This is a genomic window from Rhodococcus sp. KRD175 (assembly GCF_017168275.1).
GTDB classification, from domain to species: Bacteria; Actinomycetota; Actinomycetes; order Mycobacteriales; family Mycobacteriaceae; genus Rhodococcoides; species Rhodococcoides fascians.
Genome location: NZ_JABFAQ010000014.1, coordinates 33,280 through 55,469, shown reverse-complemented (window position 1 = coordinate 55,469; position 22,190 = coordinate 33,280). Strand labels below are relative to the sequence as shown.

18 protein-coding genes are annotated in these 22,190 nt (G+C 65.1%); 11 read left to right on the top strand and 7 right to left on the bottom strand.

Annotated features, from left to right (window positions below; all coding sequences use genetic code 11):
- The first annotated feature begins 146 nt into the window (after positions 1 to 146).
- From J1M81_RS20045 to J1M81_RS20025, 5 genes are read left to right on the top strand one after another with little or no spacing between them, the layout of a single operon-like run.
- Positions 147 to 968, top strand: coding sequence for an ABC transporter ATP-binding protein (locus J1M81_RS20045; RefSeq protein WP_241258305.1), 822 nt, complete (start codon positions 147 to 149; stop codon positions 966 to 968).
- Positions 958 to 1,680 (top strand): ABC transporter ATP-binding protein, encoded by a 723-nt coding sequence (locus tag J1M81_RS20040; RefSeq protein ID WP_027495389.1) that lies wholly within the window; start codon positions 958 to 960, stop codon positions 1,678 to 1,680. The genes J1M81_RS20045 and J1M81_RS20040 overlap by 11 nt, the downstream gene beginning before the upstream one ends.
- Positions 1,681 to 1,706: 26 nt before the next feature.
- Positions 1,707 to 2,585, top strand: coding sequence for a branched-chain amino acid ABC transporter permease (locus J1M81_RS20035; protein WP_032374817.1), 879 nt, complete (start codon positions 1,707 to 1,709; stop codon positions 2,583 to 2,585).
- Between the two features lies 1 nt (position 2,586).
- Entirely contained in the window at positions 2,587 to 3,630 is a 1,044-nt protein-coding gene (locus J1M81_RS20030; RefSeq protein ID WP_206498681.1) for a branched-chain amino acid ABC transporter permease, read from the top strand.
- Complete coding sequence (locus J1M81_RS20025) at positions 3,627 to 4,946, top strand: ABC transporter substrate-binding protein (protein WP_027495386.1); 1,320 nt, start codon at positions 3,627 to 3,629, stop codon at positions 4,944 to 4,946. Before J1M81_RS20030 ends, J1M81_RS20025 begins: the two co-directional genes overlap by 4 nt.
- A 149-nt stretch (positions 4,947 to 5,095) precedes the next feature.
- Here J1M81_RS20025 and J1M81_RS20020 read toward each other — a convergent pair whose 3' ends face one another.
- A complete protein-coding gene (locus tag J1M81_RS20020; RefSeq protein ID WP_206498680.1) occupies positions 5,096 to 6,394 on the bottom strand; it encodes an acetyl-CoA C-acetyltransferase in 1,299 nt (432 codons plus the stop codon).
- A 139-nt stretch (positions 6,395 to 6,533) separates the two neighbouring features.
- On the opposite strand from J1M81_RS20020, the gene J1M81_RS20015 reads away from it, so the two are divergent.
- Complete coding sequence (locus J1M81_RS20015; RefSeq protein WP_032367092.1) at positions 6,534 to 7,880, top strand: 3-oxoacyl-ACP reductase; 1,347 nt, start codon at positions 6,534 to 6,536, stop codon at positions 7,878 to 7,880.
- A complete protein-coding gene (locus tag J1M81_RS20010; RefSeq protein WP_032369490.1) occupies positions 7,877 to 8,734 on the top strand; it encodes a MaoC/PaaZ C-terminal domain-containing protein in 858 nt (285 codons plus the stop codon). Before J1M81_RS20015 ends, J1M81_RS20010 begins: the two co-directional genes overlap by 4 nt.
- Positions 8,735 to 8,817: 83 nt before the next feature.
- Here the strand turns inward: J1M81_RS20010 and J1M81_RS20005 are convergent, their stop codons facing one another.
- Together J1M81_RS20005 and J1M81_RS20000 are read right to left on the bottom strand one after the other, a co-directional pair.
- Positions 8,818 to 9,420, bottom strand: coding sequence for a TetR/AcrR family transcriptional regulator (locus J1M81_RS20005; RefSeq protein ID WP_027495382.1), 603 nt, complete (start codon positions 9,418 to 9,420; stop codon positions 8,818 to 8,820).
- Positions 9,421 to 9,482: 62 nt separating this feature from the next.
- Positions 9,483 to 10,658: a glycoside hydrolase family 3 N-terminal domain-containing protein gene (locus J1M81_RS20000; RefSeq protein ID WP_206498679.1), complete on the bottom strand. Its 1,176-nt coding sequence runs from the start codon at positions 10,656 to 10,658 to the stop codon at positions 9,483 to 9,485.
- A 154-nt stretch (positions 10,659 to 10,812) separates the two neighbouring features.
- Between J1M81_RS20000 and J1M81_RS19995 the strand changes: the two genes are divergently transcribed.
- From J1M81_RS19995 to J1M81_RS19985, 3 genes are all read left to right on the top strand, one after another.
- Complete coding sequence (locus J1M81_RS19995; protein WP_027495380.1) at positions 10,813 to 11,280, top strand: universal stress protein; 468 nt, start codon at positions 10,813 to 10,815, stop codon at positions 11,278 to 11,280.
- A gap of 103 nt (positions 11,281 to 11,383) precedes the next feature.
- Positions 11,384 to 11,554 (top strand): DUF2613 domain-containing protein, encoded by a 171-nt coding sequence (locus J1M81_RS19990; RefSeq protein ID WP_072692026.1) that lies wholly within the window; start codon positions 11,384 to 11,386, stop codon positions 11,552 to 11,554.
- Between the two features lie 22 nt (positions 11,555 to 11,576).
- Positions 11,577 to 15,824 (top strand): alpha-(1->3)-arabinofuranosyltransferase, encoded by a 4,248-nt coding sequence (locus J1M81_RS19985; protein WP_206498678.1) that lies wholly within the window; start codon positions 11,577 to 11,579, stop codon positions 15,822 to 15,824.
- Here J1M81_RS19985 and J1M81_RS19980 read toward each other — a convergent pair.
- On the bottom strand, positions 15,802 to 16,947 hold the full coding sequence (locus J1M81_RS19980) for an acyltransferase (protein WP_206498677.1): 1,146 nt from the start codon (positions 16,945 to 16,947) through the stop codon (positions 15,802 to 15,804). The two genes, J1M81_RS19985 and J1M81_RS19980, sit on opposite strands and share 23 nt — an antisense overlap.
- A gap of 167 nt (positions 16,948 to 17,114) precedes the next feature.
- Here J1M81_RS19980 and J1M81_RS19975 point away from each other — a divergent pair, with 167 nt between their 5' ends.
- Complete coding sequence (locus J1M81_RS19975; protein ID WP_027495378.1) at positions 17,115 to 18,239, top strand: DUF3068 domain-containing protein; 1,125 nt, start codon at positions 17,115 to 17,117, stop codon at positions 18,237 to 18,239.
- A gap of 101 nt (positions 18,240 to 18,340) precedes the next feature.
- On the opposite strand, the gene J1M81_RS19970 is transcribed toward J1M81_RS19975, so the two are convergent.
- The 3 genes from J1M81_RS19970 to J1M81_RS26705 form a co-directional block, all read right to left on the bottom strand.
- Positions 18,341 to 20,059, bottom strand: a complete 1,719-nt coding sequence (locus J1M81_RS19970) for a nitrilase-related carbon-nitrogen hydrolase (protein ID WP_032400465.1) — start codon at positions 20,057 to 20,059, stop codon at positions 18,341 to 18,343.
- Entirely contained in the window at positions 20,056 to 21,498 is a 1,443-nt protein-coding gene (locus J1M81_RS19965) for a cytosine permease (RefSeq protein WP_052073940.1), read from the bottom strand. Before J1M81_RS19965 ends, J1M81_RS19970 begins: the two co-directional genes overlap by 4 nt.
- Positions 21,499 to 21,667: 169 nt before the next feature.
- Positions 21,668 to 22,105, bottom strand: a complete 438-nt coding sequence (locus tag J1M81_RS26705; protein ID WP_032367431.1) for a MarR family winged helix-turn-helix transcriptional regulator — start codon at positions 22,103 to 22,105, stop codon at positions 21,668 to 21,670.
- Positions 22,106 to 22,190 lie beyond the last annotated feature (85 nt).

The window sequence follows — 22,190 nt, the reverse complement described above, 5'->3', positions numbered from 1 at the left end:
GCTCATTTTTGCGCACAGAGCCCACATCACAGGGTGATTTGACCGTTACTGGTGCCCAGACACCCAAACATTCTGTGCGGAGCGCCCATACCGCGCGTTGTGCTGGACGCCCCATAGTGGACCCAACAGATTGTGAGGTGCATCACTTGAACTCTCTCGACACGATGGATCCGGTCCTCACCATGACGGACGTCGACGTGTCCTTCGGCGGCATCGTCGCGCTCTCCGGAGTGACCATCGAGGTACGACCCGGCGAAGTCCTCGGCGTCATCGGACCCAACGGGGCAGGCAAAACCACACTGTTCAACGTTGCGTGCGGTCTCGTTCGACCTCGATCGGGAACCCTGGGCCGACACGGCGAAACCTTGAGCCGCCTGCGCCCACACGACCTGCCCCGGCTCGGTATGAGCCGAACGCTGCAGGGACTGGGACTGTTCGATCGAATGACCGTGCTGGACAACGTCATGGTCGGGGCCGACCGAACGGCACGCACCGGAATCCTCAGCGGCCTCCTGGGCCTTCCCTCGAGCGCGGCCGACGACGCGGTGGTCCGGTCGACCGCGATGAACACCCTGGAACGATTGCGCATCGACGGCTACGCGCACCGGCTGCCACCGAGCCTGCCCTACGCGGTGCGCAAACGCGTGGCCCTCGCGCGCGCACTGGTGAGCGAACCGTCGTTGATCCTGCTCGACGAACCCGCCTCGGGCCTGTCCAACGACGAAATGAGCGAACTCGGTGACGAGATCCGCTCTCTCACAGCAGTAAACAAGGATTCTCGGCCGGACCGACCGGCAACATCGGTCATGCTCGTCGAACACCACATGGACCTCGTCATGACCGTGTGCGACCGGATCTACGTCCTGGACTTCGGCAAGGTCATCGCCCAGGGCACACCGGATCGGATTCGCGAGGATCCGGCCGTACTGGCCGCATATCTCGGAAACGAGGTGGCACATGACAACTGACGCGACACACCTGAAGATCACCGACCTCACCGTGCACTACGGGCCGGTCACCGCCCTCGATTCGGTGTCGATGACCGTCACCGCGGGCACGATCACCGCCGTACTCGGAGCGAACGGTGCCGGAAAGACCACGCTGCTGCGCACTGTCTCCGGCCTCCTGAAGCCGACGTCGGGACGTATCGAGCTCGCCGGCGTCGACATCGTCGGCATACCTCCGGATCGCATGTCCCGTAAAGGGCTTGCACACGTGCCCGAAGGCCGGGGCGTGATCGCCGAATTGACCGTCGACGAGAATCTTCGCCTCGGCGCGTTGGGACGCAACAGAAGTCACGACGCCGTGACCCTCGATCGAATCTACGACATGTTCCCGCCGCTGACCGGACGCCGAACCTCGTCGGCGCACACGCTGTCGGGCGGAGAACGGCAGATGCTGGTGATCGGTCGAGCACTGATGGCAACACCGTCGGTTCTCCTCCTCGACGAACCGTCGCTCGGGTTGGCACCGAAAGTCGCCGCACAGATCTTCGAAACGCTGCGCGCACTCGTCGATTCCGAATCGATGACGGTCGTGCTCGTCGAACAGAACGCACGAAGTGCACTGTCCATCGCCGAACATGCCGTCGTCCTCGATCTGGGCAAGGTCGCGGTGGAAGGCCCGGCCGACACCTTGGCCGGGGACGACGCCCTCCGACACGCCTATCTCGGGTTCTAGAGCAAGCCGAAAGGACGCCAGCCACAGTGCAACAACTGCTCACCATCCTCATCAACGGCGTGACGACAGGCATGGTCTATGCCGCGTTCGCCCTCGCTCTCGTCCTCATCTGGCGATCGACCCGCATCGTCAATTTCGCCCAGGCACCGATGGCCATGATCACCACGTACGTCGCACTGGTCGTCATCGACGCCGGTTACTCGTACTGGTTGGGCTTCGGAGTCGCGCTGCTCAGCGGACTGTTGTTGGGAGCGTTGATCGAACGACTCGTCATTCGGTTCGTCGACAGCTCCTCGCACATCAACCCGGTGATTCTGACGCTCGGGTTGTTCATCATCATCCACGCGGTTGCGGCCATCATCTTCGGGAACCAATTTCGTTCGTTCCCAGCACCGTTCGGTCTCACCGGCCAGAAGGTCGGGGAGATCAACGTGGCCCTGACCGGATACGACGTGTTCAAGATCGTCGCCGTTCTCGTGGTCCTGGGCTTGCTGATTCTGCTGTTCCGGTTCACCGATCTGGGACTGAAGATGCGCGCCAGCGCATTCGAGCAGGAGGTGGCCAAGCTGCTCGGAGTCCGGGTGAGTCGAATGCTCACGCTCGGTTGGGCTTTGGCCGCAGTCGTCGGATCGCTGGCCGGGCTGCTCATTGCGGGTGGCTCGCTGGTGCACCCCGGGTACATGGACTCGATCGTCGTCTTCGGTTTCGTCGCAGCCGTTCTCGGCGGTCTCGACAGCCCGGCAGGCGCAGTGGTCGGAGGCCTGCTGATGGGCGTCGGGCTCAGTTTCGTCAGCGGCTACCTCGGCCAGGACCTCGTGTCGAGCGCGGCGTTGATCATTCTGATCGTCGTTCTCCTCGTCCGCCCGAGCGGGTTGTTCGCCAGCGCAGCAGCCAGGAGGGTATGACGTGAACGCAACTCTCACTCGTCTCACGGCCACCCCGGTACGACGCCACTTCCTCTGCGCTGTCATCGGACTCGTCGTCATCGTGCTGGCGCTCGAATCACTGAGCACCTTCCGTCAGAGTCAGCTGACGTCGGTCGCGTACCTGGCGATCGCAGCCGGCGGATTGACCGTGCTGACCGGTCTGAGCGGGCAGCTCTCACTCGGGCACGGTGCGTTCATGGCCGTCGGTGCGTACACCGCGGCATTGATGCTGCGGGCCAACGATTCCGGATGGTCGGTGCCCCTCGTACTGCTGGCCGCCACCGTGATCTCTGCCCTGGTGGGCGTGGTCGTGGGAGTGGCCGCCGCCCGACTGCACGGCCCGTACCTGGCCGGTGCGACGCTGGCGCTCGCCGTCGCCGTACCGGGACTGGCTCTGTACTTCTCGGACTACCTCGGCGGTGAACAGGGTCTCGTCGTCCCGGCTCCGAAAGTGCCGGACCTGATCGACGACATGATGTTCTTCGTCACCGGAAACGAGCTCAGCGGAACCAAATTCGTCGCCTACGTCAGCTGGGTGCTGCTCGTCGTCGTGTTCTTCCTGTTGGCGAACGTCTCGTCGAGCCGGATCGGCCGTCGCTGGCGGGCCGTTCGGGACGACGAAGTAGCCGCCGAGCTGTCCGGGATCGATCTCGGGCGGGCACGCATCCTGGCGTTCGTCGTCAGCGCCGCATGCGCGGGTGCCGGAGGTGCCGTCCTCGCGATGTCGGCGCGGATCGCGGCCCCGAGCGGGTTCACTCTGACGCTCTCCCTGACATTGCTCTCCGCCGTCGTCATCGGCGGGCTCGGCACTCTGTCCGGGGCATTGATCGGGGCGCTGCTGCTCACCTACATCCCACCGGTGGTCACCAACCTCGGACTCGATCTGGGGCTGAGCAGTCTGCAATCCGCCGAACTCGCACCACTGGTGACCGGCATCTTCACCGTCCTGGTCATCCTGTTCGCCCCACTGGGTCTGGTGGGCACGTATCGAAGGTTGCGTTCAACCAGAAAAGAGATGAAATGAAGAAGTTCGGATCGGTGGCGGTCAGAACGACCGCACTCGTCGCCGTCGTCTCGTTGGCCGCAGCGTGCGGTGCAGGAGGTAGAGACGAGGCAACAGAATCCTCGGAAGGCTCGACGATCGGCATCACCGACACCTCGGTGAAGATCGGAGCCCACTTCCCCCTGACCGGGGTCGCAGCACCCGGATACAGCGAAATACCCACGGGTGCAAAGGCTTACTTCGACTACGTCAATGCCGCGGGCGGCGTCAACGGCAGGCAGATCGAGTACGTCGTTCGTGACGACTCCTATGACCCGACGACCACCACCCAGGTCGTCAACGAACTCGTCCTCCAGGACGAAGTGTTCGCCGTCGTCGGTGGACTCGGCACAGCGACGCACAGCGCAGTCATCGACTTCCTGAACGAGGAGGGTGTGCCGGATCTCTTCGTCTCCTCCGGCGCCATCATGTGGGGCAACGACCCCGAGAAGTACCCGAATACCTTCGGCTGGCAGCCCGATTACCAGGTCGAGGGCAAGATCATCGGCGACTGGGTGACGAAGAACCGGCCCGACGCCAAAGTCGGGCTGTTCCTTCAGGACGACGATCTCGGCAGGGACAGCGAAGCCGCGGTACGCCAATATCTCGACGACCAGATCGTCGAGGTCGTGCGCTACACCTCCGGCAACACCGATGTCGCACCACAGATCGCCGCTCTGCAGGGTGCCGGAGCCGACCTCGTGCTCGGCTTCAACGTCCCGTCGTACACCGCACTGAGCCAACTGACCGCGATGCGGCTCAACTACGATCCCGAGTGGTTCTACAGTTCGATCGGCTCCGACGTCGACCTGGTCGGTTCTCTGCTCGGACGCTTCTCCCAGGGCGCAGTTACCAACGGTGCGCAATCCCTCGAAGGCATGATTTCGCTCGAATACATCCCCGGCGTCGACTCCCCCGAGAATCCGTGGACGCAACTGTGGCAGAAGGTCTGGGCTCAGAACGGAACAGGTGACCCACTGACCAACTACCGCATCTACGGGCTCAGCCAGGCGTACGCGTTCGTGCAGGCACTTCAGGCGGCCGGCGAAAATCCCACCCGTGAGGGCATCGTCTCCGCGATCCAGGACGGCGGAATGGACTTCCAGGGCCCGCAGCTGGCCCCGTTCCGATACTCCGACGAAAGCCACCTCGGAATCTCCGGAGCCAGTGTCTTCCAGATCCGTGGAGGTGTACCCGAGTACCTGACTCCGGTGTTGCAGACCGACATCGGAGACTCCGCAGTGGAGGAATACACCGGGGACGAATCGACTCCGCCGGAGAGCGGCATACCCGGCTGATCGGACACGAAAAGGCACGCAGAGCGAGCTCTGCGTGCCTTTTCGACGTTGTGATCAGCAGATCCGAAAACCCCTCGTTTGCCGGATCCGCCGACCCTGTGACCCCCAGATCGTGTCCCTGTATCGGGGAGCAGCCGAAGCTGCGGTGATCAGCGCTCGATGATGGCGGTGACGCCCTGGCCACCGGCCGCGCAGATCGAGATCAGGCCGCGGCCCGAACCCTTTTCGGCCAGCATCTTCGCCAGCGATGCGACGATGCGTCCACCGGTCGCGGCAAACGGGTGGCCCGCGGCGAGCGAGGATCCGTTGACGTTGAGCTTGCTGCGGTCGATGGAACCGAGCGCACCGTCGAGTCCCAGACGCTCCTTGCAGTACGCATCGCTCTCGAACGCCTGCAGCGTCGCGAGCACCACCGAGGCGAATGCTTCGTGAATCTCGTAGTAGTCGAAGTCCTGCAGCGTCAGACCGTTGCGGGCGAGTAGACGCGGAATCGCGTACGTCGGGGCCATCAGCAGGCCGTCCTTGAACGATCCGTTGCCGTGGATGTAATCGACCGCGGCGGTCTCGGAATCGACGAGGTGCGCCAGCACCGGCAGGTTGCGCTCGGCAGCCCATTCGTCGCTCGACAGCAGCGCCGCCGACGCACCGTCGGTCAGCGGAGTCGAGTTGCCGGCCGTCATGGTGGCGTCGCCCAGCTTGGTTCCGAAGACCGGCTTGAGGGTGGCCAGCTTCTCGACGGTCGATCCCGGACGCAGGTTGTCGTCGCGGGTCAGGCCGAGGAATGGCGTCACCAGGTCGTCGAAGAATCCGCGGTCGTACGCGGCTGCCATGTTGTGGTGGCTCGCTGCGGCCAGTTCGTCCTGGTCCTCGCGGCGGATACCGAATTCCTTCGCGGTGATGGCGGCGTGATCACCCATCGACAGGCCGGTACGCGGCTCACCGTTGCGGGGGATCTCGATGCCGAGCATGCCGGGACGGACGTTGCCGAGAAGCTTGAGGCGAGCGGTGGTGCTCTTCGCCCGGTTGAGCGAGAGCAGGAACTCGCGCAGTTCGTCGTTGACGCCGATCGGAGCGTCGGACGTCGTGTCCACGCCGCCGCCGATACCGGCGTCGATACGGCCCGAGGCGATGGCGTCGCCGACGGCGATGATCGACTGCAGACCGGTACCGCAGGCCTGCTGAATGTCGAAGGCCGGGGTACACGGGCTCAGTGCGCTGCCCAGTACGACCTCGCGAGTGAGGTTGAAATCGCGTGAGTGCTTGAGCACGGCACCGGCGGCGACGAGGCCCAGCCGCTCGCCCTGCAGACCGAATCGCGAGACGAGACCGTCGATGGTGGCGGTGAGCATGTCCTGGTTGGACGCCAGCGCGTACTTCTTGTCCGAACGCGCGAACGGAATGCGGTTGCCACCGACGATTGCGACCGGTCGTAGCTGCTTGCTTGTCACTGACGTCTCCAAACATCGTCCCCAGCATGTGGGGAATGGCCCTGGTGGAGTTTCATCTTACTGGCGAGTAAGTTGGTTGTCGACACCCGGTCGTGCGCCTCGCCCTCAGAGCGAGCAGCGCTGAATGAAAGGTACGACAGTGGCAGCCTCCAAGGGAGCCCCAGATCTCTACTCAACGTTCCTCGCGTCCGCGCCGGGAGCCTTCATCGCCAAGCAGGCCGGCCTGCCGCAGCCCGAGAAGCTGCGCCGCTACAAGGCAGGCGAGCCGCCACTGGCCGGACCGGTCCTGATCGGCGGCAACGGCCGCCTCGTCGAGCCGCTGCGTGAGCTGCTCTCGGACTACCCGCAGTCGCAGCCGCACGACGACAAGCACGGCGGACTGGTGTTCGACGCCACCGGCATCGGTAACGTCGCCGAGCTCGAGCAGCTCTTCAAGTTCTTCCAGCCGGTCATCCGCAACCTGGCACCCTCGGCTCGCGTCGTCGTCATCGGCACCACCCCCGAAGAAACGTCGAGCGTCGACGAGCACATCGCGCAGCGCGCCCTCGAAGGGTTCACCCGCAGCGTAGGCAAAGAGGTCAAGCGCGGCGCGACGGCTCAGCTCGTCTACATCTCCCCCAACGCGTCGACCGGACTCTCCGGCCTCGAATCCACCCTGCGCTTCCTGCTGTCGGCCAAGTCCGCCTTCGTCGACGGCCAGGTCATCGTCGTCGGCGACGCCGACTCGCAGGCACCGGCCTCGTGGGACAAGCCGCTCGCCGGCAAGGTCGCCGTCGTCACCGGCGCTGCCCGCGGCATCGGTGCCACCATCGCCGAGGTTCTTGCCCGTGACGGAGCCACCGTCATCGCCGCAGACATTCCCGCAGCGGGAGAAGCACTCTCGCAGACGGCCAACAAGGTCGGCGGTACCTCGCTGGCCCTCGACGTCACCTCGCCCGACGCCGGCCAGGTCCTCTCGAAGCACCTGCTCGAGCGCCACGGCGGTGCCGACATCATCGTGCACAACGCAGGCATCACCCGCGACAAGACCCTCGCGAACATGGACGACGCCCGCTGGAACTCCGTCATCGGCGTCAATCTTGCTGCGCCGCAACGCATCACCGACGAACTGGTGGCCTCGGGTGCGCTCAAGGACGGCGGACGCGTCGTCGACGTCTCCTCCATCGCCGGTATCGCGGGCAACCGCGGCCAGACCAACTACGGCACCTCCAAGGCCGGCGTCATCGGCCTGGTGCACGCATCCGCACCGGTGCTCGCGAAGAAGAACATCACCATCAACGCCGTTGCTCCCGGCTTCATCGAGACCGCGATGACGGCGGCCATCCCGTTCGCCACCCGCGAGGCCGGACGGCGCATGAGCTCGCTGCTGCAGGGCGGCGAGACCGTCGACGTCGCGGAGTTGGTCTCCTACTTCGCTTCTCCCGCATCCAACGCCGTCACCGGGCAGGTCGTGCGCGTGTGCGGCCAGAGCCTCCTCGGCGCATGAGCACCGTCACGCTCACCGAGCAGCCGAAAACATCGCAGATCTACACCTCGGCTGCACTGGGTGCCTTGCCCTTCCTCGGATCCAAGTCGAAGACGGTGCCCAGCACCGTGTTCGAGCTCAAGGGCCTGCGAGTGGACCAGGACAACCTGGCCGGCTACTGCCGCGCGACGGGGCTACGATTCGGCGATCAGCTCCCGATCACCTACCCGTTCACGCTCGTGTTCCCGACCGTCATGAAACTGATGGTGTCCAAGGGCTTTCCGTTCGCCGCCATCGGTTCGGTGCACGCCGAGAACGTCATCGAGCAGTTCCGCGGCATCTCGGCATCGGAGCCGCTGGATATCCGAGTGCACGCGGAGAATCTGCGCGAGCACCGCAAGGGCTTGCTGGTCGACCTGATCAGCGAGGTCAAGGTGGGACGCGAACTGGTCTGGAAGCAGACCTCGAGCTTCCTGAGCCTGCAGAAGACCTCGCTCTCGGGTGGACCCCGTGAAACACCGCCTGCAGACGAGGTACCGCCGCCCCCGACCCGCACCCTGCGCGTCGATCAGCGGATCATCAGCCGGTACGCGGCCATCTCCGGAGACCGCAACCCGATCCACGTATCCTCGCTCGGCGCAAAGGCTTTCGGCTTCCCGAAGACCATCGCACACGGAATGTGGAGTGCTGCAGCGGTACTGCAAACGGTCGAAGGCCGCATCCCGGAGGCCGTGAAGTACAGCATCCGATTCGGCAAGCCGATCATCCTGCCCGCGACGATCAACGCCTACGCCGATGCCGTCGGTACCGGCTGGGACCTGTCACTGAAGAACCCGAAGAAGGGCTACCCGCATCTGACGGGCACCCTGCGCTGAGTTAGCTCGAACTCGAAGTTATGGACGGATTTCCTCGGATTTCCGTCCATAACTTCGAGTTCGGCTGTGTAGGTGGCGGCCAGCTAGGTAGTGGCAGTTTTCTTGCCGGCGAGTCCGCGCCACGCCAGATTTTCCAGGAGGTCCGCTGCGGCGTCGACCTCGATTTCGCCGCCTGCCACTCGGTCGGCCACGGCCTCACCGGCCCCGACCAGCGCCACGGCCATCAGCCCGAAGTTCTGTGACTGTTCCGGGTCTCGGGTACTCATCGCCAGAAGACCTGCGGTCAGCTCGATCAACCGGTCTCGGCTGCTCTGCACCTGCGAGGCGAAAGCCTGCTGACCGATCGCCTGGCGGTAGAGCACCATCCACGACTTCCGGTTCTCGCCGACGAAGCCGAGGAAACCGACCAGCGCGCGGCGCAGTTGTTCGCGCGGCGTCAGGGTCGGGTCTGCAGCGGGCGTCAGGGCCTCGACGAACTTGAGGCCCTCACGATGGATGCACGCAGCGAACAGCTCGTCCTTCGAGCCGTAGTACAGATAGAGCATCGGCTTGGAGATGGCCGCCTTCTTGGCGATCGAATCCATCGAAGTCTCGTGAAACCCGTTGTCGGAGAACACATCCACTGCCGCGTCGAGCATCTGCTGCTCACGGACGGCGCGGGGCAGTCTCTTGGTGCCGCCAGCCATGGATCCTCCAATACGTACGAAGCACTAGACGTTACTCCACAGTAAGGTCGAGCGACGACCGATCAGGCTCCGCACGCCCCTTTGAACCGAGCAACCGTCGCCGCCGCCTCGTCCACCTGGGCTGCGGGAAGGCGTCCCGTCGCCACTGCGTCCTCCAGATTGTCCAACACCGCCGGCACCTGATCGGTGGTCAGCCACAACGCCACGTCGGCTCCGGCAACCAACGCCGACTCGACCGCGTCGACGATCCCGAGCCGGGCCGTGATCGCCGCCATGCCACTGAGGTCGTCGGTGAAGATCGGACCGTCGAAGGGCTTCGCTCCGTATCCGACGCCGTCGCGCAGCAACGCCATGGCCGCAGGGCTGATGCTGGCGGGAACACCGGGGTCGGTCAGTCCTGGCACGTCGAGGTGGCCGACCATGACGCCAACTCCGGTGGTGTCGAGCGCGGCGAACGGCAGCAGATCCTTGCCTTTCAGCTCGTCGAGCGGCGGCGTGGTGACGGCCCCGGTGTGCGAATCGCCCGAACCCGAGCCGTGCCCGGGAAAGTGCTTGATGACCGGCTCGACACCCGCATCCTTCAACCCCTTCGCGTACGCACCCGCATACTCGATGACGACCTGCGGATCGTCGGAGAACGAGCGGTCGCCGATGACCGAATCATCGGGCTGAGCACTGACGTCGACAACCGGCGCGAAGTCGACGGTGACGCCGAGATCCTTCAGTCCCCGGCCTCGCGTCAAGGCCTCCTGATACGCCTCGTCCACCGACATCGTCTGCGCCAGTTCCCGCGCCGACGGTGCCGCACCCAAGAGATCGGCAACCCGCGACACGCGTCCGCCTTCTTCGTCGATCGTCACCATCGGTGCCACCGCGGACGCGTCGAGCACCTGCGGAACCTCACGGTTACCGAGCATCGACTCGTCGGTCCAGCTGCCGACGAAGATCCCGCCCACCTGCTCGGTGGACATGATCCGAATCGCGTCCTGCGTTCCGGTGACGCCCACGGTGAGCAACTGCGCAAGACGTTGCCGCTCGGTCAGACCGTCGACGAAAGTGACACACGCGTCGGCCGGCGGAGGCGTCGACTGCGGGACCGTCGTCTGCGGTGCGGTCGTCGTCGAGGACGGGGCCGATTGCGTCGAGGCCACCTGCGACGATTCACTGGAACACGAGACGAGCAACCCCACCCCGACCGTCAGTGCTGCAGCGGACCGAACAGAAAACCGAAGTCGCATGGAATACGACGGTAGCCGAGAAGTTGCGTGTTGCTGACCGCCCTCCGGTTGGGATCAATGCGACTTTGTTGCACTCCGAGCGACCGAAACCCACATCGATCCGGGGTGGGGGCGGGGTAATCTGGACGAAAGCGACATGAGGAGAATCACCACCATGACTGCTGACCTCATACTCATTGCCTACGACGGTTCCGACAACGCCAAACGAGCCATCGACTATGCGGGACGGTTTCTCACCACCTCTCGCGCGATCGTCGTCACGGCCTGGGAACCGATGGTGCGTCAAGCAGCGCGGATGTCCGGTCTGTCGGGTGTCATGCAGCCCGAGTGGGTGCCGGACGACGAGGCCGAGGACGTTGCTCTCACCGATGCGAAGGTGACCAACAGCGAGGGCGTCGCCCTGGCCGAGGCCGCGGGCCTGAAGGTGGAAGGCCAGTGCACCGAATGCACCACCGCCATCTGGAGCGCGATCGTGGAGAAGGCCGACGAGATGAACGTCGACATCATCGTCACCGGCACCAGGGGCACCACGGGGCTGCGGGCCCTACTGCAGAGCTCGGTGGCCGAGCACGTGCTGCGGCACAGCCATCGACCCGTGCTGATCGTTCCTCCCGGAAAGTAACGCGTCCACCGGCCGGTTCACGGGGTGCAGGTGATACCGTGATGCCCGCGTGGGGGACAACCTCGCCCACTGCTTCACTGAGCCGACTGACTGGAGAACCGAGATGAAGTTCGCTGTCCCGGGTGTCATTGCCGCCGTCGTCGGAGCCGTACTGGGTGCCGGCGTCGTATTCGGAGTCACCGCCGGTGCAGCAGACAACTCTCGGCCGGACATCGATCGCACCGGAAACGCCGACTCGTCCTTGCTGAACCAGGTTGAGTACGGCAGCCGCTGACGCTGGTCGCTCACGTGGATCGTTGATCTCGGCCGAGCCGCTCGGTCGGATTTGGCTCTTCGGAGTCTCCGCTCTCGCATTCCTGCTCACGTTTCTGCAGGTCCCGGGCTTCACCGTCGCCGATACCAAGTACGACCTGGCGCAGAACCCTCTCGGATTTCTCGAACGCGCCTCGCATCAGTGGAACAGCGCCGCACCGCTGGGCCAGGTGCAGAATCAGGCCTACGGCTACTTCTTCCCGCACGGAGCGTTCTTCGCCGGCGGTGATCTGCTGTCGATTCCACCGTGGATCACCCAGCGCATCTGGTGGGCACTGCTGCTCGTCGCCGGCTTCTGGGGAATCGTCCGGCTCGCCGAGGCACTCGGTGTCGGCAGTCGCACTTCCCGTCTGATCGCAGCGACAGCATTCGTGCTGTCCCCCAGAGTGATCACCACTCTGGCGTCGATCTCCTCGGAGACGATGCCGATGATGCTCGCGCCGTGGGTGCTCGTTCCCATCGTTCGTTGCCTGAACAGCCGGTCCGCAACGAACACGGTTCGGCGCGCGGCGGCACAATCGGCGCTGGCCGTGGCGTTGATGGGCGCGGTCAATGCCGTCGCGACGGCCGCCGCCGTTCTGGTTGCCGTCATCTGGCTGCTGTGCCATCGACCGAACCGCCGCTGGCTGGTGTTCGCGGCCTGGTGGACCGGCTTTCTGGTGCTGGCGACACTGTGGTGGATCGTCCCACTGCTGTTGCTGGGCAAGGTCTCTCCGCCGTTTCTCGACTACATCGAATCGTCCGGCACGACGACCCAGTGGACGTCGCTGACCGAGGTGCTGCGCGGTACCGGCAGCTGGACCCCGTTCGTCTCTCCCGAGCGGGTGGCGGGCGCCGTGCTGGTGACTCAGCCTGCTGCCGTGATCGCGACCGGCTTCATCGCGGCCGCAGGCATTGCGGGTCTGGCGATGCGCTCGATGCCGGCCCGCGGCCGATTGACGGTCATGTTGTTCGTCGGCCTCGTCGGCCTGGGCGCGGGGTTCGTCGGCGATCTCGACGGTCCGTTCGCGGCAACCGTGCGAGTGTTCCTCGATTCCGCGGGCGCACCTCTGCGCAACATTCACAAACTAGAGCCGGTCATCCGAATCCCGTTGGTACTCGGCCTCGCTCATCTGCTGGCCCGGGTTCCACTGCCGGGTTCGGTTCCACGGCCGACGTGGCGAGCGGCCGTCGCGCATCCCGAGAAGCACCCGATGATGGCGGTGACCGCGCTGATCCTGGTGGCGCTGACGCTCTCGACGGCGCTGGCATGGACGGGCAAGCTCGCGCCGCGCGGTGCGTACGAGGCCGTGCCGCAGTACTGGCACGACGCCGCCGACTGGCTCACCGACCACGCCTCCGGCTCGAGTCCCGACGGTTCCGACGCGCAGCGTGCACTGATCGTGCCCGGCGCACCGTTCGCTCTGCAGACCTGGGGCCTGACGCGCGACGAGCCGTTGCAGGCTCTCGCGACCACGCCCTGGGCCGTCCGAGATGCGGTGCCGCTCACGCCGCCCGGTGCCATTCGCGCCCTCGACTCGGTGCAACGACTCTTCGCCGACGGCAGGCCGTCGACCGGCTTGGCCGACACCCTTGTGGGACAGGGCATCAGCTACGTCGTCGTGCGCAACGACCTGGATCCGGAGGACTCGCGGTCCACCCGACCGGCGTCCGTCCACCGCGTGCTCGACGGTTCGCCGGGGCTCGAGAAGGTGGCAGAGTTCGGCGAGGACGTGGCACCCGGTCAGGTGGACGGGGTGGTTCTGGACGGCGATCTACGGCCTCCGTATCCGGCCGTCGAGATCTACGCGGTCGATGCCGCAGCGGACGTACCTGCCTCCGGTCCGTACACGGTCGACGTGGATCGGGTGCCGGTGGTGCAGGGCGGTCCCGAGTCGATTCTGCGATCGAACGAGTTGCACAACAACGGTGTTCGGCTACCCGTTCCGGCCGGGCCGACGCTGCTGGCGTCGGATGCAGCTGCTGCGGGTCTGCCCGTCGATTCGGTGACGGTGACCGATACACCGATGAATCGCGAGACCGACTTCGGTCAGGTGGACAATCACAACTCCGCGTTGCGGGCCGCCGACGAGCCCCGTCGTTCGCTCAACGAGGTGCCCGATTATCCGGTGTACGGGGCGCAGACCGTGGACGCGGAGTGGGAGGGCGCGACGTTGACCGCATCGAGTTCGGCGTCGGACGCGACTCAGGTCGGGGGCAGTGTGCCCGGCAGCGGGGTCGCGGCCGCAGTGGACGGTGACCTGGCCACCGGTTGGATCAGCAACGGCATCGAACGCGCTGTGGGGCAATGGCTTCAACTCGATTTCGATACTCCGGTGCGCGGCGGGTTGCTGCACATGCGAACCAGCCCGGGAACGATCGGAGACCCGGTCAAGTGGGTCGAGGTCACCACTCCGAACGGCTCGACGGCGGCCCGGGTGGACAAGCCGGGAGACCCGATGACGGTGTCGCTGCCCGGTGGGGAAACTCCGTGGCTGCGCATCACCGCGAAGTCGACGGTCGACGGCACCCGGGGCAGTCAGTTCGGCATCAGCGAGGTGTCGGTGGACGACTACTCCGATCGAGACAACCCCAAGCCGGTCTCCATCGTGCATCGCGCGGTACTGCCACCCACTCCCGCGGGCGCGAGCATCGACGCGTGGGAGCTGGGCCAAGAATTTCCGGGCCGCTCCGGTTGCCTGGACACCGACGATCGAATCCGGTGCAGCAGTGGACTGTCCAAGTCGCCGGAGGAACTGGGCCGCTTCTCGCGCACGATCGACGTCCCGATGGGTACCGCGGTGATCCCCGAGCTGACGGTGCGCACGCGGCAGTCCCCCGAGCTCGAGGCCCTGCTGGCCCAGCCCGGCCGGCCGTTGGCGAGCGGGGCGTCCGACGTCGCGGACCTCGACGGTTCGGCCTTCGCCGCCACCGACGGCGACCCGCGTACGTCGTGGACGGCACCGGAGAAGTCGATCACCGATCGAGCCGGCACCGACCCCACTCTCACCATCCAATTGCCCGCTCCGACACTGGTGGACGGCCTCGAGCTCAGCCCCAGCCTCGGCGCATTGCCTGCCCACCCCACGCGGGTGGCAGTGAACCTGGGCAACGGTCCGATGGTGCGCGATGTGGATACCGACGGTTCGACGACACTCGCGTTGGCACCGTACGTGACCGACAGGATCGTGCTGTCCATCGTGGACTGGGACGGCGTACTCGACCGAAACTCGTTGGGCTTCATCCAATCTCAACCGCCCGGATTTGCCGAGGTCACACCGTTGTCCGCCGGTGAGCCGATCGGGCCGCCGTACGACGGTGACCGGCAGATCACGGTCGACTGCTTCGACGGGCCCCTGGTGTCCATCGCGGGGCAGACGGTGCGCACCTCGGTGACGGCCACCGCAGACCAATTCCGTTCCGGCGCAGCTCTACCCGCATCGGTCTGCGACGCGGACATCCCGGTGAACGAGAATTTCGTCAATCCCGTGTCGCTCCCCGAGGGACGCCAGGACATCGTCGTCGAACCCGGAGCGTCGTTCTTCGTCGACGGGCTTCGGCTGCGCACCATGCCCATTCCGGCGTTGTGGCCGGACACGTCTGCACCGCAGGCGGCGCGCACCACAGCATGGAGTCCCGATCACCGCGAAGTGACCCTCACCTCGAGCACCTCGGATCGCCTGCTCGTCATCCCCGAAAGCAACAACAGTGGCTGGCGGGCAACGACACCCGGAGGGGCCGAACTGATCCCGGTGGTCGTCGACGGCTGGCAGCAGGCCTGGATCGTCCCGGCCGGGGCGTCGGGCACGGTGTCGTTGGATTTCACCACCGACCGCTGGTACCGACTCGGGATCTTCGGCGGACTACTGCTGTTGATTCCGCTGCTGATCTTCGCGCTGCGGCGGCCTCGCGGCGTCGTCGATCCAGGCCCCGCGCCCAGACCCTGGCGTAGCACCCCGGTGGCGTTCGCGGCGCTGCTCGGCGCGGCGATCGTGCTGGCAGGCGTCGTCGGAGCGATCTCGGTGCTGGTTCTCGGTGCCGGCTCGGCGCTGTTGAACCGCCGTTACGGGTCGGAGCTCACGTCTCGCGTATCGGTGTGCGCAGCAGGAGGATTCGCCCTGCTGGGGGCAGCGCTGCTCTCACTCGGACCGTGGCGGTCGGCCGACGGATATGTGGGCGGGTCCTACGCGGTGCAGCTGGCATCGTTGATCGGCATCGTCGCGTTGGCCGTCAGCGCGATGCGGAAGCCGTGACCGCCTTCTTCGGCGCGAACCTGCGCCGGGCCGGCTCTTCCACCAGCGCATAGCTCGCGGCAGCGACCGGAATCGAGAGCGCCAGGGTCACCGTCAGCACGAACCACATGCCGCCGGAGAAGGGGACGATGCCGAACACCGGGAACACGACGGCGAGCACGGCCAGGTGCCAGATGAAGATCCCGTACGACCAGCGGCCGAGGGTCAGCATCACCGGATTCTCGAACACCCGATGCCTGCGGCCGGAATCGGCCAGCACCAACGGCGAGAGCATCGCGAACGCCAGCACGGCACCGAAGACGATCTTGAGCTCGAACTGCCACGGCTCGGGCCGCACCAATCCCTGTGGGCCCGCCAGCGGCGTCGCCGACAGAACGAATGCCGTCACCGCGATCGCGGGCATCACCCATGTGCGACGCGCCCAACGATGCACCCACATCTGCGGACCGACCGATACTTCGGCAAGCACCATGCCGGCGGCGAACCACGGGAAGTAGCCGGGCAACCAGTTGTCGTGATGGATGGCTTCCGGTGTCGCGATCGGAATGAACGCCCAGGAGAGCGTCACCGCGGACGCAGCGAGCAGAACCCACACCCGGTACCTCGCCGACGATCCCCGAAGCCGGATCATCAGCCAGGCGAACAGCGGCAGCAACAGATAGAACGCCACTTCGACCGACAACGACCACATCTGCGTCATGCCCTCGGTCAGTGTCAACGGTACGAACACCTGGGTCAGCGACAGGTTGGCCAGCCACACCCGATAGTCCCCGCCTGCGTGCGGCAGAAACAGCAGGACGAGCACCGTGACCACCCAGTAGGCGGGCAGGATGCGCACTGCGCGTGACCAGAAGTAGCGGCGAGTGGGCTGCGCCTGCGTGAGTCCGCGGGCCTGCGCGGCATGCGGGCGCCACAGCAGAAATCCCGACAGCGCGAAGAAGATCGCCACCGTGAGATCGAACCGGCCCCAGACTCGGCCCATCAGCGGGGAATTGGCGGCCCCGGTCTGGAATGCGACGTGGGTGACGACGATGCCGAGCGCTGCAACTGCCCGCATCCCCTCCAGAGCGGGCACGAAGGCACGCAACGGTACGACGGACGCCGAGTGGACTCGAGTGCTCATGGTGGCTCAAGTGTGCCGTGTCGAACCGGCATGGACGAGACCGGTGCCACTGTCGACTGTTACTGTCACCTGCGACGTGTCGTAAGAAATCGGGCAGCGCATCGGGGAATTCGTACGATCCCGCCTGCGGTGTCTTCCAGTGAAGCGGTCGACTAAGGAGATTCAGCATGGCGGAGCGCTCAGGGCCGAGCCGGATATTGGCCCTTTTCCTCATCGGCTTGGGCGCATTTCTGGTGGTTGCCGCCATCCTCATCCCCACCTACACCGTCTCGGCGCTCGAGAAGACTCCACTCGACCTGGAGGTCACCACAGTCTCCACCGGCACCGGAAGCGTCCTCGACGCGCGGTCGCTGGCAGCCGGTCGCGCCGTGGTCGATCAGAACGTTCCGCTGACCTCACAGCGATTCGTCACCGTCGAGGATCCCTCCGACGCCGACATCATGACTCTTCAGGCCGGACAGACGTTGCGCCGCACCGACAAGCAGGCCGACACCGGACTGCTGACCGCCACGGTCGACCGCGTGAGCATCGACCGCAAGACCTCGATGCCCGTCGAGAGCCCGATCGGCACCATTCAGGTGGCAGGCGACAAGCCGGCCGAGGAAGTGGCCCACACCGGTCTGCAGTACAAGTTCCCGTTCAATGCCGAGCAGAAGAGCTACCCGTACTTCGACGTCAACGCGCGCGCCTCGAAGGACATCGACTTCGTCGAGGAAACCGAGATCAACGGCACGCCGGTGTACCAGTACCAGCAGACCGTCGGACCGGTCGACCTGTCGACCGTGGTGAACCTGCCGACCAACAAGGTCACGCTGCCCGCCGACACCTGGGGCGTCGAAGGTGGGACCGCACCGGTGACGATGACCCGCTGGTACGAGAACACCCGCACCCTGTGGGTCGAGCCCGAGACCGGCGTCGTCGTCAAGGGCGAAGAGCAGATCCACCAGTACTACGGCCGTGAGGCAGGCCGTCCCGAGGTCGACGTGCTGAAGGCCCCGATCACGTTCGACGAGAACACCGTCGAGTACCAGATCCAGCAGGCCAAGGACGGACAGGACAAGCTGTCGCTCTTCGGCCGCACCGTTCCGATCGTCGCCGGCATCCTCGGTGTCATCTCGCTGATCGCCGGAGTCGTTCTGCTGCTGCGCGGCGGCGGCAACGGTGGACACCGTCAGCCGGCCCGCACCGACACCGGTCCCCGCCCGACCCCCAGTGGCGGCACCGCACCGAACCGCGACTGGACGACCGATCGCACGGAAGAGATTCCGAGGACGAACCTCTCCAAGGAGTAAGTGCCTATGCAGGAGTGGAGCCTGCGGAACGACCAGATAGCCAGTGGCGTGGTTGTGTGCCCCAGCGGGCACATGACCACGCCACTGGCGTTTTCGGCCACTCAGGCAGTCGAGAGGATTCCGTACTGGTGTGGTTGCCGCATCAGCACGAGGTCTTTGCGGCGCACGACGTTGGTGGGGTACGCCCCGCCCAGGCTCGTGGTGTCCACGACGCAGGTCGCGTGGCCCGGTGCGTCGCTCTCCACGAGGGCTTCGGTTCGGGGGAAGGCAAAGGTGTCGGGCCCGAATACTCCGCTGTGTCCGGCAATTCCGCGGTCGGCGTCGATCGTGTTGGCGAAGGCGAAGTACACGTTGTTCTCGCCTGCCCGGACGCGCATGTGATGCCAGTGCGTGGGATCGGCTCCGGTGGGAATCTCTGCTGCATGAGGGATGTCGGTCCCCGGGTGGGAGCCGACGAAGGTGCCGGCGAGTGCGGCCGGGCAAACGATCAGATCACAGCCACGTAGCGCCAGAATTCGGCCGGCCTCCGGCAACAGTGCATCGTGACCGACGAGCATTCCCACTCTCCCGACGGGAAGGTCGACGACGGTCCAGCGGTCGCCCGCATCGAACAGCGAGGCGTGTTCGACGGACAGATGGATCTGGCGGTACGCCGTGCAGGTTCCGTTCGGCTGAACCAGCACTGCGGAGTTGTACACCCGATCGGTCCCGTTCTCACGCTCGGCGACACCGACGACCATCGAAACACCCTGTCGGGCAGCGATATCGACGACGCGTGAAAGCGACGTCCCGTCGATCGACTCCCCGACCTCGCGCGGCGGGCGATCCGCGGAGACCGGCCCGGTGACGGACAGTTCGGGAAACACGATGAGATCGCTCGCGCCTGCAAGGCCGGCGGCCCACTGTTCGATGTCGTCGAGATTGCCGTCGATCGACGTCCCCGGAGTGCATTGCACGACGCTCACCGACGAAGTCCGCCCGGCCGGTAAGGGCGAGTGGCCGTAGAGGGTGAAGAAATCGAGCGGGTTCCACGCATACGTGTTGGTCTGCAGTTCACGGTACAGATTCGGCCTGCGCACGGGACCGGCCTCACGTGTGCGACGAATGTCGATGTCGCCGAGAACGATACCGTCACCGACGTCGAGGCGGCCGGCCACGTTTCCGTCGGGTTCGATGATGCAGGTGCCGCCGCTGAACTGAACGGTTCGTTCGAGACCCCAGCGATTGCTCTCGATGACGTAGCAGTTGTTCTCGAAGGCCCGACTGATCCAGTAGGGGGCAGGAGTGCGTTCGGCGAGCCAGTTGCTGATGTGGCAGATCACGTCGGCACCCTGAAGCGCAGCCACTCGCGCCGTCTCCAGGAAGTGCAGATCCATGCAGATGAGCAGTGCGATGCGACCGAGCGGGGTCTCGAACACCTGGTGCCCGAGATCGCCCGGGGCCGCCCATTTGGGTTCGGCGATGTACGGATGCGTCTTGCGATGTGTGCCGACGATTCCCTCGGGACCGATGAGAACTGCACTGTTGTAGAACAATCCGCTCGTCGCATCGACTTCGGGCATGCCCACGACGATGTAGCAGTTACGACGCGAGGCGATCTCGGCGAACGTCTCGGTGGTGGGGCCGGGGATCTGTTCGACGACGGTTGCCGCTTCCTCGGTGTCGTGGAAGCAGTAGCCGGTGGTTGCCATTTCGGGTGTCGTGATCAGGCGCGCTCCGTCCGACGCCGCCTTCTCCACGAGGTCGCTCAGAGCGGCGACGTTCGATTCCTTGGCGAACAGAGTGGGCTCGAATTGGACGGCCGCTGCAGTGAATGTCATGACGCCACAATCCTTTCGGCGATGAGGGGATCGTTCGATTTCGGTGGTTCGTAGAACTGTCCGCGGGTTGCCATCGTGAGCGGAACGTAGAGAAGAGGACCGAGAAGCATGGCGATGAACGACGCGTAATACGACGGGTAGAGGCCGAACACGCCGAGTCCGCCCACCGCGACGCCCGCTGCCATGGCGATGATGCCGCAGGGGTTCCAATTGCGCACTCGCCCTTCGCGGAACTCGATGTTGTCGCGTGGAGCCAGGCCGAGCAGTCTTCTGCACACGAAGTAGTCCGCGAGCAGAATGAAGATCCAGGTGTTGGTCATGATGCCGGTGACGGCCAGGAACTTGTCGGTGTACTGCAGAATGTTGACGGGGTAGCACAGCACGCCCACCACCAGTAGCGCCACCATCCACCATTGACGCCCGACCTTCCTGGGCGAGAGCACATCCCACGCGTTGGACAGGGCGAGGGATCCTGAATACAGGTTCATGACGTTGATGCGAACCTGGGTGACCACCGCGAAGATCACGCCGAGCAGACCCATGACGATGGCGAAGTACAATCCCGGGTCGGTGGCCGAGAGTTCCGGTGTTGCAGTGGTTCCGGTGAAATGACGCAGCATCGTGAAACCGAGGAACACACCGAGAATCATCACGACGACGATCATCAGCAGTTCTGCCAGCATCAGTCCGGCCGTTCCGACATAGCTGACGCTCTTCTTGACGAACCGTCCGTAGTCGGTGGCGATGAGTGCTTGGAACACGACCTGCCCGTTCGCGAGGCTGAACGCCTGCCACAGTGCGGTGGCGGTGAATCCTCCGGTCGCTTCCCATTCGCCGGGCCCGACGAGTACGTAACCGCTGGCGAGCATGTACATACCGACGGCGAACAGGATCAGGAAGATCGGCATCCCGAATCGCTGCAGAATGTTCATCGAGTGCATACCGCGCCAGGAGAAGAACAGCGCCACGAGTGCGACCAGCGCGAATACCACTGTGGCCCACGCGGAGTCGATATCGATCCCCGCGAGCTCACTGAGCCCGTGCGAGACGATGCTGCCCTCGAAAATGAAGTAGAACACGTAGTTGACCGCGTAGACGAGCGAGGCGACGGCAGAACCCTTGGTTCCGAATCCGAGCCCGCGGGTGAGCAGTGGCAGCGACAGACCCTCCTGGCTGGCGATACGCATGATGAGGCTGCCGACGAGCGTCGCACCGATCACCATGTACGCCACGGGGATCAGGAACATCGGCCATCCCACCAGAAACCCGATCTGGCCGCCGAGGGCGAACCAGAACATCGCGGTCACGTTGCCGGTGAGGACCAGCAGGATCGCCGGCCGCCGCCAGCGTTGGTCGTCGGGCACTCGGGAGGTTGCGTAGCTTTCGATCTGATCGTCGAGGCTGGTCGCTGGCCCCTCGAAGTATTTCTTCATGTTCATGAACGGGTGTCCACTTCGGTTCGCGGCGAGAGCGCTGGCTGCGCTGCATCGGAACAATACTTTCCGTGGACACTATTGCAATGTGAAACATGTTAAAAAGAGATCACGAAAGCGGCCGACCTGGCAGGTTACGGCGGAGACCGCGTCCGAGACCGGACGCCGAGAAAGGTCAGTGGGTGATCGAGGCCGTCTTCGCGTTGGTCTCGAGGGCCCGGAGCAGAGACTGCAACAGCTCACGATCCGACTCCGACGGGAAGACCATCGCCGCGGCGTCGTTCATCATCGGGGCGGCCGCGTCGTGCTTCGCCTTCCCACGGGCCGTCAAGCGGATCAGCACCTGGCGACGATCGACGGTGCCGGTACGGCGGTGCACCAGATTGTTGGAGACCAGCCGGTTGACCGCCTTGGTCAACGTCGGCGGGGAGAGCAATGCGAACTCCGCTGTCTCGGCCATCGTGTGTCCCTCACCGTCGGACAACAACGACAGCACTCGCCATTCTTCGAGGTCCAATTCCCACGGCACGAGGGTGGCGCGCAATCGATCCGACACGGCCCGCTCGACCACGGTGAGCAAACGCGCTGCCGACGCAGCATCCTGGTGATCCACGTGATCGTCCCCCTGCTCGGTTCCTGCGTCGGCGCTACAGTCTCTCTCAGCGATTCTATGGTGAAGCGAACCGCGAAGAGACACC